This is a genomic window from Bacillus sp. GM2 (assembly GCF_056155945.1).
Genome location: NZ_JBRKSZ010000007.1, coordinates 2,031,226 through 2,044,513, shown reverse-complemented (window position 1 = coordinate 2,044,513; position 13,288 = coordinate 2,031,226). Strand labels below are relative to the sequence as shown.

At 46.5% G+C, this 13,288-nt stretch carries 17 protein-coding genes; 16 read left to right on the top strand and 1 reads right to left on the bottom strand.

The features are described from left to right. The first annotated feature begins 109 nt into the window (after positions 1-109). The 10 genes from ACVC9U_RS11360 to rok all read left to right on the top strand — a co-directional run bounded on the left by ACVC9U_RS11360 (position 110) and on the right by rok (position 7,793). Positions 110-985, top strand: coding sequence for a LysR family transcriptional regulator (locus tag ACVC9U_RS11360; protein WP_145651786.1), 876 nt, complete (start codon positions 110-112; stop codon positions 983-985). 130 nt (positions 986-1,115) lie between these two features. Further along, complete coding sequence (locus ACVC9U_RS11355) at positions 1,116-1,595, top strand: flavodoxin (protein ID WP_145651784.1); 480 nt, start codon at positions 1,116-1,118, stop codon at positions 1,593-1,595. Then, entirely contained in the window at positions 1,585-2,478 is an 894-nt protein-coding gene (locus ACVC9U_RS11350) for a WD40/YVTN/BNR-like repeat-containing protein (protein ID WP_441390900.1), read from the top strand. The genes ACVC9U_RS11355 and ACVC9U_RS11350 overlap by 11 nt, the downstream gene beginning before the upstream one ends. A gap of 29 nt (positions 2,479-2,507) precedes the next feature. Beyond that, positions 2,508-2,960: a flavodoxin gene (locus tag ACVC9U_RS11345; RefSeq protein ID WP_441390898.1), complete on the top strand. Its 453-nt coding sequence runs from the start codon at positions 2,508-2,510 to the stop codon at positions 2,958-2,960. Between the two features lie 105 nt (positions 2,961-3,065). After that, complete coding sequence (gene dapD, locus ACVC9U_RS11340) at positions 3,066-3,776, top strand: 2,3,4,5-tetrahydropyridine-2,6-dicarboxylate N-acetyltransferase (RefSeq protein ID WP_065644039.1); 711 nt, start codon at positions 3,066-3,068, stop codon at positions 3,774-3,776. A 68-nt stretch (positions 3,777-3,844) separates the two neighbouring features. Next, entirely contained in the window at positions 3,845-4,969 is a 1,125-nt protein-coding gene (locus tag ACVC9U_RS11335) for an N-acetyldiaminopimelate deacetylase (protein ID WP_441390896.1), read from the top strand. Positions 4,970-5,031: 62 nt separating this feature from the next. After that, positions 5,032-5,277: a YkuS family protein gene (locus tag ACVC9U_RS11330; protein ID WP_003181323.1), complete on the top strand. Its 246-nt coding sequence runs from the start codon at positions 5,032-5,034 to the stop codon at positions 5,275-5,277. A 295-nt stretch (positions 5,278-5,572) separates the two neighbouring features. Then, a complete protein-coding gene (gene ahpA, locus ACVC9U_RS11325) occupies positions 5,573-6,115 on the top strand; it encodes a biofilm-specific peroxidase AhpA (protein ID WP_003181325.1) in 543 nt (180 codons plus the stop codon). Positions 6,116-6,196: 81 nt separating this feature from the next. Then, positions 6,197-6,655 carry a TlpA family protein disulfide reductase gene (locus ACVC9U_RS11320; protein ID WP_003181327.1) on the top strand — a complete coding sequence of 153 codons (459 nt, stop codon included), beginning with the start codon at positions 6,197-6,199 and terminating at the stop codon, positions 6,653-6,655. Positions 6,656-7,202: 547 nt separating this feature from the next. Then, positions 7,203-7,793, top strand: a complete 591-nt coding sequence (gene rok / locus ACVC9U_RS11315; RefSeq protein WP_003181328.1) for a transcriptional regulator Rok — start codon at positions 7,203-7,205, stop codon at positions 7,791-7,793. A gap of 146 nt (positions 7,794-7,939) precedes the next feature. On the opposite strand, the gene ACVC9U_RS11310 is transcribed toward rok, so the two are convergent. Next, entirely contained in the window at positions 7,940-8,896 is a 957-nt protein-coding gene (locus ACVC9U_RS11310; protein WP_441390892.1) for a coiled-coil domain-containing protein, read from the bottom strand. A 152-nt stretch (positions 8,897-9,048) separates the two neighbouring features. Between ACVC9U_RS11310 and mobA the strand changes: the two genes are divergently transcribed. The 6 genes from mobA to moaD all read left to right on the top strand — a co-directional run bounded on the left by mobA (position 9,049) and on the right by moaD (position 13,263). After that, positions 9,049-9,636 carry a molybdenum cofactor guanylyltransferase gene (gene mobA / locus ACVC9U_RS11305; protein ID WP_003181331.1) on the top strand — a complete coding sequence of 196 codons (588 nt, stop codon included), beginning with the start codon at positions 9,049-9,051 and terminating at the stop codon, positions 9,634-9,636. A 105-nt stretch (positions 9,637-9,741) separates the two neighbouring features. Further along, positions 9,742-10,755 carry a molybdopterin-synthase adenylyltransferase MoeB gene (locus ACVC9U_RS11300; protein WP_441391220.1) on the top strand — a complete coding sequence of 338 codons (1,014 nt, stop codon included), beginning with the start codon at positions 9,742-9,744 and terminating at the stop codon, positions 10,753-10,755. Positions 10,756-10,773: 18 nt separating this feature from the next. After that, complete coding sequence (locus tag ACVC9U_RS11295; protein ID WP_075753062.1) at positions 10,774-12,066, top strand: molybdopterin molybdotransferase MoeA; 1,293 nt, start codon at positions 10,774-10,776, stop codon at positions 12,064-12,066. Continuing rightward, a complete protein-coding gene (gene mobB, locus ACVC9U_RS11290; protein WP_075753061.1) occupies positions 12,033-12,560 on the top strand; it encodes a molybdopterin-guanine dinucleotide biosynthesis protein B in 528 nt (175 codons plus the stop codon). Before ACVC9U_RS11295 ends, mobB begins: the two co-directional genes overlap by 34 nt. Beyond that, on the top strand, positions 12,539-13,033 hold the full coding sequence (locus tag ACVC9U_RS11285) for a molybdenum cofactor biosynthesis protein MoaE (RefSeq protein ID WP_441390888.1): 495 nt from the start codon (positions 12,539-12,541) through the stop codon (positions 13,031-13,033). Before mobB ends, ACVC9U_RS11285 begins: the two co-directional genes overlap by 22 nt. Further along, complete coding sequence (gene moaD / locus ACVC9U_RS11280; protein WP_003181340.1) at positions 13,030-13,263, top strand: molybdopterin converting factor subunit 1; 234 nt, start codon at positions 13,030-13,032, stop codon at positions 13,261-13,263. The genes ACVC9U_RS11285 and moaD overlap by 4 nt, the downstream gene beginning before the upstream one ends. Positions 13,264-13,288: the final 25 nt, after the last annotated feature.

The following is a 13,288-nucleotide window of genomic DNA, read 5'->3' as shown; positions in this document are numbered from 1 at the left end:
TCCACTAAACCCTCCGCACATTCTCCGAAGCCAGACTTCCCGCTTGATTAAAAAACAGCCGTTTGATTAAATGTATGATAAGAAAAACTTATTGGAATGAGGAATGTCCATGCAGCTTCAAGAGCTCCACATGCTTGTCGTTCTGGCGGAAGAATTAAATATGCGGAAAGCGGCTGAACGCCTGTTTGTTTCCCAGCCGGCTTTGTCCCAGCGCCTGCAGACCATTGAGAAATCATGGGGAACGAAAATTTTTTTAAGATCGCAAAAAGGGCTGACGGTTACGTCTGCCGGAGAAAAAATCATCCAGTTTGCAAAAGATGTGACATTGGAACAGGAAAAAGTGAGAGAGAATATCGATGAGCTGGAGGGCGAGATTCACGGTACGCTCAAATTGGCGGCCGCTTCGATCATCGGGCAGCATTGGCTTCCCAACGTTCTGAAAACCTACGTCAAACAATATCCAAACGTGAAAATTTCACTCGTCACCGGATGGAGCAGCGAAATGCTGAAAAGCCTCTACGAAGACCATGTTCATATCGGCATTATCAGAGGAAACCCGGAATGGAAAGGGCCGAAGCACTACTTGATGCGGGACGAATTGTACCTTGTCGATACAGAGATCCGTAACATTGAGGACATTGCCAACACGGAACGGCCGTTCATCCAGTTCAAAAGCGACAGCACATACTATCAGGAAATTCAGCACTGGTGGCACCAAAAGTTCAAAACATCGCCGAAACAGACCATTATTGTCGACCAAATTGAAACATGCAAACAGATGGCTTTCCACGGAATCGGTTATGCGATCCTTCCATCTGTGACACTTCACGGAAGCGCAAGCCATGTTCATCAAATCCCTCTGCTTGATGCTAAAGGAAAAGCAATCGGCAGAGATACGTGGCTGCTCGGTTATGAGCCGGCTTTCCAGCTGAAGCAAGTACAGGCGTTTGTAGAGGTTGTGAAAGAATGTACGGCAATTGAATAAACACCAGAAAGGCAGGACTCCAAAAAGAGGGCTGCTTTTTTTGCGCGAGTTATTGACATTGATAATCATTATCATTTAAAGTGTATCTATATAATAATGAAAATCATTATCAATTTCAGAGGTGATTCTGTTGTCTAAAGCATTGATTGCATATGCCAGCATGTCCGGCAACACGGAGGATATCGCGATGATCATCAAAGATACATTGAAGGAGAACGGTTTTGATGTCGCAATTCAGGAAATGGATGATGTCGATCCCGACTCATTGGCTGAATACGACCTTCTTTTAATCGGCACCTACACATGGGGAGACGGGGATCTTCCTTATGAAGCGGAATCGTTTTACGACGAGGTCTCTACGCTTGACCTTAAAGGAAAGAAAGCGGCATGCTTTGGGTCCGGCGACTATGCATACCCCCGCTTTTGCGAAGCGGTCAACACGTTTTACAGCATGCTTGAACGAACCGGCGCCGACCTTTATCGAGAGACCTTGAAAATAGAACTTGCCCCCGAAACGGATGAAGATGCCGAGTGTTGTAAGGAATTTGCCGAAGGTTTTATAAGATGGGCAGAACACGAAAAGCAGCAGGCTGAGACCCATGTTTCATAAAGGTGCGACGGCCGTCGCATCGGCAAAGCATTCCGGTTACTTTGTCGCCATCAAGCGGGAAGGGATTTTTCACTATTCACTTGAGCAAGGCTGGACAAAGCTCTTTCAATTAAAAAGCAAAATATGTTCCATCACGTATATCGGCGATTATTTATTCGGCGCAGGGGAGAGGGGAACGATTATCAGATCGTCTGACCAAGGAGCAACCTGGTCAATCTCAAGCTTTCCGACAAACGCTACGATTTGGTCGATCACAGGGAGAACGGACGGCTTTGTTTGTGCCCATGGGAAGCATTGCATTTACATATCAGAGGATTTCGGCGTCTCATGGAAAATCGTCAAGCCGTTTTCCGGTTTGAGTCATCCGCCCGTGATCCGTTCTCTGTGCCTCCATGAGGAGCGCCTTTACATCGGAACGCAGATTCATGAAGTGCACGGCGGTGTTTGGGCATACGATTTGGCAGCAGAATCGGCTTTTTTGATCAAAAAAGAAACCGGCCACATGACCGCCTCGATGATCGCATTTGAAGGCGAATGGTTGGTTTGTGCGATGGGATCCAAAAAAGGAAATCACGGTGCCGTCAATTTGGTCAACATCCACACGAATGATGAAATCCAAATCAGGCAGGGCCTTGTTGAGAATGAAGAATCATTCCTGGATGTGTCCGAAGACAACGGAATCATCTATGTCACATCGGCTCAAGACCGAGATGGCTTTTCAAGAATCTACCGGCTTGATTTCTTTGAAAGAGAGCTGAAATGGTTTGACACGATTAAAGGGCATGGATTCAGAGTGGCCAATCAAAAGGAGAACTTCTTTTGCGCGGGTCTTTATGAATGCAAATTTGTCAGGCCTTATGAACAGCCTGCTGCAGCCCACTGATTTTATAGCGTTTTACAGGAGGAATAACGATGGGGAAAGTTTTGCTGGTTTATGCAAGCATGTCTGGAAATACAGAAGCGATGGCCGATTTAATCGAGAAAGGCCTTCTTGAGGGCGGGGCCGAAGTTGACCGCCATGAAGCGATGGATGTAGATGCGGCGCTCTTTAACGATTATCAGCACATGATATTTGGCGCCTATACATGGGGCGACGGGGAACTTCCAGATGAGTTTTTAGATATTTACGATGATATGGAAGGGATGGATTTCACAGGCAAGACGTTTGCTGTTTTCGGATCCGGAGACACTTCTTACGAGCATTTTTGCGGTGCCGTTGACATTCTTGAGGACAAAATCAAAGAGCTTGGCGGAGACACGGTGCTTCCGTCCGTCAAAATCGAAATGAATCCGGAGGATGAAGAAGAAGATATGCTGCTTCAATTCGGCAAGGATTTTGCAAAGAAATGTGAAGTGCCGACATGACATTTGATAAAAAAGGAAACGGGACGCCCCTTTCCTTTTTTTCTTGTTTTTAAATCTTTCCTTTGATACAGTAATGAGGAGAAAAAGAGAAGGAGGACTTACATAATGAAAATGATGGATGCAAATGAGATTATCTCATTTATTCAAAATAGTAAGAAATCAACACCTGTTAAAGTGTATGTGAAAGGCGACCTTGAAGGAATTGACTTCGGTGCTTCAGCCAAGCCTTTTATTACAGGGCATACTGGGGTAGTATTCGGTGAATGGGCGGAGATTCAAGCTGCGCTCGAAGCAAACAAAGGCAAAATTGAAGACTATGTTGTCGAAAACGACCGCCGCAATTCGGCGATCCCAACGCTCGATTTGAAAAATATTAAAGCGCGCATCGAGCCGGGTGCGATCATCCGCGATCAAGTGGAAATCGGCGACAACGCCGTCATCATGATGGGAGCTTCCATCAACATCGGCTCTGTGATCGGCGAAGGAACGATGATCGATATGAATGTCGTGCTGGGCGGACGAGCTACCGTCGGCAAAAACTGCCACATCGGAGCCGGCTCCGTGCTTGCCGGTGTCATTGAGCCTCCTTCAGCAAAACCTGTCGTTATTGAAGACGATGTCGTCATCGGTGCAAACGCCGTCGTACTTGAAGGCGTGACTGTCGGAAAAGGAGCCGTTGTTGCTGCCGGCGCGATCGTTGTGGAAGATGTGGCACCTTACACAGTAGTCGCGGGGACGCCTGCGAAAAAAATCAAAGACATCGATGAAAAAACAAAAGGCAAAACAGAAATCAAACAGGAATTGCGCCAGCTTTAAGAAGCGGCAGCGAAAAGTGCGTGGATGAACAATCCACGCATTTTCATATCGCCGGGGAGGTTAGAAAGATGAAATTGGACGAATTAGCAGCGATTCGCAGAGAGCTGCACCAAATTCCTGAACTCGGTTTTCAGGAATATAAGACACAGGCTTATCTTTTGAACCACTTAGCAAAGCATCCGGAAGACCGGATTGAAATCGAAAAGTGGAGAACCGGACTGTTTGTAAAGGTTAAAGGGACAGCCCCTGAAAAAATTTTGGCGTACAGGGCGGATATGGACGGGCTCTCGATTCGGGAAGATACCGGATACCCTTTTTCTTCCGTTCATCAGGACAGGATGCATGCGTGCGGGCATGATTTCCACATGACGATTGCCCTCGGCATCATCGATCATTTCGTCAGCCACCCGGTTAAACAAGATCTGCTGTTTTTGTTCCAGCCGGCTGAAGAAGGACCGGGCGGCGCTGAGCCGATGCTTGAAAGCGACTTGTTTAAAAAGTGGGAGCCGAGCATGATCACAGCGCTGCACATCGCGCCTGAGCTCCCGGTCGGAACGATCGGAACGAAAGGCGGGCTGCTCTTTGCCAATACATCAGAGCTCGTAATCGAACTTGAAGGAAAGGGCGGGCATGCCGCATATCCCCACCTTGCAGAAGATATGGTGGTCGCGGCCAGTTCGCTCGTTACGCAAATGCAGTCGATCGTAGCCAGGAATGTCGATCCGCTGGACAGTGCTGTCATTACCATCGGGACGATTACAGGCGGATCGGCACAAAACATCATCGCTCAGGAAGCAAGGCTTGAAGGGACGATCAGGACGCTGTCCCCAGCGTCAATGGAACAGGTGAAGAAAAGGATCGAGGCCATGGTTCGGGGCCTGGAAACGGCTTATCAATGCAGCGGTAAAGTCAGCTATCCTGCAGCATATTATCAGGTCTGCAATTCAAGCGATTTAGTCGAAGACTTTATGCAGTTCGTTTCTGAAAACGGCCTTGCAGAGGTCGTCCGTTCAAAAGAAGCGATGACAGGGGAGGACTTCGGCTATATGCTGAAAAAGTATCCGGGCTTCATGTTTTGGCTCGGCGTCGATTCACCTTACGGGCTTCACCACGCCAAGCTGCAGCCGAAAGAGGAAGCGCTTGAAACGGCAGTCCGCGTCATGACGGCTTATTTCTCTTCCAAAGCCAATTAGATAAAGCGGCTGGTATAAAAAATCGGCAAACGTGGCATCTTAATTGGTGGAGGTGTTTCTTCATGTCGAAAAAAATCGGAATCGAACAATCTCTTTCTGATGTCGAGGCTGCTTTGAAGGAAAAAGGGTATGAGGTTGTAACGATGAAAACCGAAGACGATGCAAAAGGCTGCGACTGCTGCGTCGTCACTGGTCTGGACACTGATATGCTCGGGATTTCAGATACGATGACCGGAGCATCTGTCATACAGGCGACTGGTTTAACTGCCGATGAAATCTGTCAGCAGGTTGAGCAAAAACTTCAGTAATAGACATAAAACCGAAGTTCCAGCTTCGGTTTTAACTTGTTTTCCAAAAAAAAACAGCTGCTGCGTGTTAAACGGTTGTTTCCTCATCCGGCGGCATGTTACAATTTTTTTAAAGGATTTAAATAGAACAACCGCTAATTTAAATTTATTATCAATTAATATTGACTTAAAATATGGTAAGCATTATAATGAACTATGTATGTGATATTATTAACTAAATGAGAATTTAATATTTGAATTCTCATTTAGATACGGGTAGCATAACCCAAAAATCACAATTGGAGGGATACATAAAATGGCAGAACGCATGGTAGGTAAACAAGCGCCGCGCTTTGAAATGGAAGCGGTTCTTGCAAACAAAGAATTCGGAAAAGTAAGCCTTGAAGAAAACATGAAAAATGATAAGTGGACGGTTCTATTCTTCTATCCAATGGACTTCACTTTCGTGTGTCCGACAGAAATTACAGCAATGTCTGACCGCTATGACGAGTTTGAAGACCTTGATGCAGAAGTTATCGGCGTATCAACTGACACCATCCACACTCACTTGGCATGGATTAACACGGACCGCAAAGATAACGGTCTCGGCCAGCTGAAATATCCGCTTGCTGCCGACACAAACCATGAAGTATCTCGTGAATACGGCGTACTGATTGAAGAAGAAGGTGTAGCGCTTCGCGGATTGTTCATCATTAATCCAGAAGGCGAACTTCAATATCAAACAGTGTTCCATAACAATATCGGCCGTGATGTAGACGAAACATTGCGCGTGCTTCAAGCGCTGCAAACAGGCGGTCTTTGCCCTGCAAACTGGAAACCGGGACAAGCAACTCTTTAATTTCGATAAGAAATCTGATTGGAAAGGTCTAACATTTGTTAGACCTTTTTAAACGACAAAAATGACATTGGAGGAAAAATCATGAAATTACGTCAGCCGATGCCGGAACTGACCGGCGCAAAAGAGTGGTTAAACGGAGAAGTGACAAAAGAGCAGCTTATAGGAGAAAAGCCGACATTAATTCATTTTTGGTCCATCAGCTGCCACTTGTGCAAAGAGGCGATGCCCCAGGTCAATGAATTCCGCGACCGCTACAGCGATAAACTAAACGTGGTGGCCGTGCATATGCCGCGTTCAGAAGACGATTTAGACTTGAATAAAATCAAAGAAGTTGCCGCTGAACATGATATCACTCAGCCTATTTTTGTTGACAGCGACCATAAGCTGACTGACGCTTTTGAGAATGAATATGTCCCTGCTTATTACGTGTTTGACAAAACAGGCCAGCTTCGCCATTTTCAAGCTGGAGGCAGCGGAATGAAAATGCTCGAAAAACGTGTGAACCGCGTTCTTGCCGAAACAGAACAGTCTGCTGAATAAAGATGAAAAACCCCGTTTTCATGGGGTTTTTTATTTATTTGGCTCCCCAATTACAAAAAAACAAAAAAAATTTCCTCTAGCCTCCCCTTTCGACAAATAGGCCATTTGACACTGTTTATTTCATTTGATGAGTCTGGTGGCCTGTTTTTGGTTCGGGAGCATTTCTTACTTACCCCGTGCATAAAAGACTGTGGATTCGACAAGTGAAATCTGGAAATTTTAAATATTCTGGATTTATAAGGCGGAATAATCATTGATATCTCACACTTTCCATCATAATTAAACAGTGGATTCTATTCCTAAATTATGTTTCATTGAAAAGTAATTTTCTAGGTTCCTTCATTATTTACCATTTTTCGACAATGAGCTTAGAATAGGCCGAAATGCTTCAAAAACTCCTCAGGCTTCAAGTTTTTCGGAAATTTAGTTCTATTTTCTTAACGGAGAGCAACAGTAGAAAAACGAAAAAATAGTTGATAAAATTAGTTTGGTAATCTAATATTTTTATTGGAAGGTTTATTTATTCTGATAGGAGGGTATAAACGGTATGTTTAACGAGAGGGAAGCATTGCGTTTAAGATTAGAGCAGCTGAACGAGGCTGAAGTTAAGGTGATTAGGGAGTATCAAATTGAGCGGGATAACATATATGCAAAGCTGCGTGAATTGGATCGTCCATCCAGCTTTAATGATACAAAAAAAGATTTTCGCCCGGAGCGTAAAACTGAATCTCTCCCTGTTTTAGCTGAATTGGCTGCACAGGAGATGAAGAGCTACCAGCAACAGCAGCAACAGCAGCCGCAAGCATCTCAAAAGAACCAGCAGCAGACTTCTCCGCAAACCTCCTCACTGCCTGCCGGAATTCCAGATGGAACGACAAGGCGCAGAAGGGGTACAGCACGTCCAGGCTCAAAAGCTGCAAAATTGCGTGAAGCGGCGATTAAAACATTAAAACGCCATAATGCGGCCATCAAAAGCTCCGAACTTCAAAAAGAAATCGAAAAAGAGAGCGGACTTGAGATCCCTAATATGACAACCTTTATGCAAAGCCTGATTAAAATGTACCCGGAAGTCAAAAAACCATACCGCGGTCAATATATATTAGAGGGTGAGATTTCTACTGAGACAGAGCAGCAATAGGTCAAACCCTTGCTTTTTCAGATAGCGTTTCCATTTTAAGGGAACATAAAGGCGGCCGCTTTATACGCCGCCGCCCAATCAACTGCTTGAGACAATCTACTCAAGCGGTTTTTTTGTAAAAACCAAATTATTCCTTAAAGTGGTATTTAATTTAAAGGTTTTGTTTCTTTGTCTTTGCGTTTAATTTGATAGACCCATTTTTGCGGGGGTGTTTCTTCTTTCGTCTGTTTTTTCCATTCAGTTATTTTCTGATCCATTTTCGCATCATTTTGTTTGATGACGCTCAATTGCTGTTGGAGCTGATCAACTTGCTCCGTAACTGTTTGAAGTACCGCCTCGATCTGTTCTGACCGTTCAAAAAGCTCTTCGTTTTGTTCAAGCGCTTTCTCCGTCTGCTGAGATGTATCAATATCGGCAAAATGAGAAGCGATCCACTTATCACTTTCATCGAGCTGCCTTTTATAGGATAGAATCGTTTCGTAAAACAGCGCTTCTTTTGTTTTTTCAGCCTTCAAAAGGCGGTTTTTCGTTTCTGTCACCCGCTCTTTTAATACCGCAACATCTGTTTCGATTTGTTTGAGCTGAAGACTTTTAGTATGAAGTTCGTCTTTCAGGCGGGCATTTTCGTGTGCAGCGTTTTTGAGCTCCTGCTCCTTTTTTTCCCTCAGCGTTTTTTCTTTTTCCGCATGAAGCTTTTCATATTCTATTTGGCTATGTAAGCTTTTTTTCTCTTCTTCGGCTTTTACATTTGTTAAATGAAGGCGGTGCTTTTCTTCTATCTCTTGTTTTCTTGCATAGGTTTCTTTTTGAAGGAGCTCCTGAAGAACAACGATTTTACCCAGCAGTTCGCTTTTTATCCGGTTGAGCGTTTCGGCCGACTTGTCTTCCTTGTTTGCCGAAATCCGCTCCAGTTCGAATGACAGCTGCTGAAGCTGCTGTTTCATTGCTGCGTTTTCCCGGCTGAGCTTATGATTTTTCTGGTGAAAATAGCTTGCTTCAAGCTCGTGTATCAATTGATGTGATCTTGCCAGCTCAGCTTTTAAAAAAAGGTTTTCCTGTGATAAATCTTGAAAATAAGGCAGCGAACCCGATGTTTTTTTCATGGTGACCAGCCCCCTATAAATGTTACAACTACAATATGCATAAATGAAACCCGCCATGCCTTTTGAAAAAGAGATTTTACAGACTTGTTCGGATTTCTAAAGTTTTGCTATGATGTTCGCAGGCAGGAACACGCGAAGGAAGGTTGAGCCGTATGAAAGAAATACATGTCATATTATCAGGGGGGCTTTCGCGCCGTTTTGGGGAACCGAAGGCGTTTGCCCGCTGGAAAGGCAAGCCGCTTTATCAATGGTGCAAACAGGCGCTGGGAGACGACGTCCTGATATTGAGCCGTCCGGGCTTGACGGAGCGGTTTATAGAACTCGGGGAAAAAGCGGTGCTGGAAGATATCGAACCGTACAGAGGGAAAGGGCCGCTTGCCGGTATGTACACAGCCATGGAGCGGGCGGAAGGGGAATGCTATATTTTTTCGGCCTGTGACACCCCGCTTGTCCGGCAGGAGACAATCTCGGCTTTAAAACGGCAGTTGACCCCGGCGGATGACGCCGTCGTGCCTGTCGCAGACGGAAGGGCGCAGCCGCTTGTTGCCGTCTACCACAGAAGGGTAAAATCCGTCCTCCATGAACAGCTTCAGCAGAACGAACTGAAGATCAGCAGTTTTCTCGACCGCATTCGCGTCAAGTACATTGAAGCAGATGCGGTTGGTGCAGAGCCGTGGGAATTTATAAATGTCAATAAAAAGTCGGATTTAGAAGAAATAGAGCCGTTCTTTCCGGGATGAAATATTTTATCATAGATTGCAAGGGTTTTTCGGAAGGTGTTTTTCAAAGAACAGCAGACGGAAAAATGGTATGATATAGAAAAGGAAGTAAAGGGGATCATCCTGATGCATGAACGGTATTCAAGACAAATCAGATATCAAAACATCGGACAGGCGGGTCAGGACAGAATCAGGCAGAGCCATGTTTTGATCGTCGGGGCCGGGGCGCTTGGCACGTCAGCCGCTGAAGGGCTTGTGCGCGCAGGCATCGGCACACTGTCTATTATAGACCGCGATTATGTGGAATGGAGCAACCTGCAAAGGCAGCAGCTCTACACAGAGAAAGACGCGGAGAAAAGGCTTCCGAAAGCGGCAGCCGCCAAAGAACGTCTTTCCGAGATCAACAGCGGTGTTGAGCTTCGTACATATGTTGCAGACGGCACCGTGGAAACACTCAGACCGCTGATCAAAGAAGCGGATGCTGTCATCGATGCAACGGATAACTTTGAGACCCGCATGATCATCAATGACCTTGCGCAAGAGACGGGCACTCCGTGGGTTTACGGCGCTTGTGTCAGCAGTCAGGGCATGTATATGACGATTATTCCTAAAAAAACGCCATGCCTTGCCTGCCTGTTTGAAGATGTTCCGATTGGCGGGGCTACATGCGACACGTCGGGGATTATTTCGCCGGCCGTTCAAATGGTGTCGGCTTATCAGCAAGCTGAAATTTTAAAAATCTTAACGGACAACCAAGATGCGCTTGAAACCGCTTTTGTCACGTTTGATTTATGGGCGAACACCCACTTCCGAATGGAGATCGGCCGCAATGAGACATGTCCTTCGTGCGGAGAAACGCCGGTTTATCCTTTTCTCAGCAACATGAGCCAAAAAAAAGCCGACGTGCTGTGCGGAAGAGAGACCGTCCAAATTCGCAGCGATATGTTAAAACGGCTGCCTAAAGAGGAACTCATGAAAAAACTTTCGGGCATCGGAAAAGTGGATGCGAATGATTATTTGCTGCATGTACAATACGAGACATTCAGAATCGTCATATTTAACGATGGAAGAGCCCTTGTTCACGGCACAAATGATATAAAAGAAGCCAACTCCATATTGGCGAGAGTCATCGGAATGTAACAACAGGAGGTTTTTTTAATGATTGAAAAAAGAACGCCCATTCCAGTTTTTGAAGCCGCTGCGCGTGTCTCTCGGCACTGGAAGCAGGGAGATACAGAGTGGATCCACCTTGAGGAGAGTCTTCATAGATTTTTAGCCGAAGATGTAAAGGCTGATCACGACGTACCCGCTTTTGACCGTTCGCCGTACGATGGCTTTGCTGTCCGAGCTTGCGATACCGCCGGTGCTTCGCGGGAAAATCCGCTGCAATTCGAGGTGGTTGATCACATTGGAGCCGGAGCCGTGTCAGGTAAAACGCTCGGTCCTTTTCAAGCTGTCAGAATTATGACCGGTGCGCAGATTCCGGAGAGTGCTGATGCGGTAGTCATGCTTGAGCTGACAAAAACCTTCTCAGAAGACGGTAAAAACTATATGGTGTTAAAGCGCTCATTAGAGCCGGGAGAAAATATTTCAAAAACCGGAGAAGATGCGAGAAAAGGATCAGTTCTTGTGAAGAAAGGAACCCGGATCACGCCGGGTGTCGTCGCTTTGCTTGCAACATTCGGATATGCAGCGGTACCTGCAGTCAAAAAGCCTGTGGTGGGCATCATTGCCACCGGAACGGAGCTCCTGAATGTCAGCGATCCCCTCGTTCCCGGAAAAATCCGCAACAGCAATGCAGGTATGGCGGCAGCCCAGGTTGAAGAAGCAGGCGGAACCCCCCTTTATTTAGGGAAGATTTCTGATCGATTTGACGAAAGCTTTGCAGCTGTTGAAAAAGCTTTGGACAAGGTGGATTTTCTGATTACGACCGGAGGGGTGTCCGTAGGGGACTTTGATTTTCTGCCGGCAATTTACGAAAAGCTCGGTGCCGAGGTCCTGTTTAATAAAGTGGCGATGCGTCCGGGAAGTGTAACGACTGTTGCTCAATTAAACGGCAAATTGCTGTTTGGGCTTTCCGGGAACCCGTCAGCCTGCTTCGTTGGATTTGAGCTGTTTGTCAAACCGTCCCTGCGCACCTGGCTGCATCACCAAAAGCCGTACTCTTTATGTGCAGAAGCGGTTTTAAGCAAGGATTTTCCAAAGCCTAATCCGTTTACAAGATTTGTCCGCTCGTTTGTATCCATTAAAGACGGCGCGCTTCATGCGGAGCCTGTCGGCCTGGATAAATCGAGCGCCGTCACGTCGCTGGCAGATGCCAATGCGCTGATGGTTTTGCCGGGCGGAACGAGAGGCTATGAGGCAGGGGCAAGAGTGCATGTTCTTTTATACCGGGATGAGAACGGAAGTGAAGAGCTGTGGCCGCACATTTTCCAATCCTCCAGATCGTAGGGTACCAAAACAGCGGCAAAACGACGTTCGTTGAAAAACTGGCGGAAAAGCTCGATCAGCTCGGAGTCAAGATCGGCTGCCTGAAACACCACGGACATGGAGGAGAACCGGATGTTTTCGCCGAGGGAAAGGATTCCGACCGCTTTTTTCGGGCCGGAGCGGCTGCGTCCGGCGTCGAAGGAGCAGGCGTTTTTCAGCTGACGGCGCGCGGCGAGTGGACGCTTGATCAACTGATTGCTGCTTACGGGGTTTTAGCGGTTGAGTGTCTGCTCATCGAAGGATTTAAACATGCGCCATATCAAAAAGTTGTCATCGTCAGAAACGAAGCGGACTGTCAGCTCTTGGAGGAATTGGACGGCATCATCGCCGTCATTTATCAAAAGAGCGAGCCGAAAACGGATGTTCCAGCCTTTCATATTGAAGACCCGAGCGCCGTGGCTTTTATTCTGAATCATCTAAAGGAGGAAGGCGTTTGTCTGAACGATTTGTTATAACAAAAGAGCCGATTGTCATCGAAGATATCGTCAAAAAAGTTGAAAGAAGGGAAGCTGGCGCTATCACGACGTTTATCGGAACAGTGAGAGAATGGACCAACGGAAAAAAGACTCTCTATCTCGAATATGAAGCATATGTTCCAATGGCGGTCAGCATGCTTGCTCAGATCGGGAAAGAAATCAATGAAAAATGGCCTGGTACAGCTGCAGCAATTACCCATCGCATCGGCAGGCTGGACATCTCTGACGCGGCCGTTGTCATCGCCGTGTCGTCGCCTCACCGGAAAGCGGCGTATGAAGCGAATGAATATGCGATCGAAAGAATAAAGCAAATCGTCCCGATTTGGAAAAAAGAACATTGGGAGGACGGCGAGACTTGGATCGGCGACCAGCTTGAGACAACTGAATACCCGGAAGGGAAACCGGATATTGAAGAGGCGGCTTCCGGCAGAGAAAGAGGTGCTGACCATTGATTAAAATTTTGCTGTTTGCCCAGCTTGCGGAACAAGCGGGTGCGCAGAGTATCGATATAGATGAAGAAAAGACGACAACAGACGAGATTAGACAGTTTTTAAAAGAAACGTACAATCTTCAGGGGACGGACCGGGCGATGATCGCTGTGAACGAAGTGTACAGAAGAGGAAACAGTGAGGTCGAGTCGGGAGATACGGTTGCTTTTATTCCCCCGGTCAGCGGAGGATGAGAACGTCGGTCGGTTCAGGCATAAG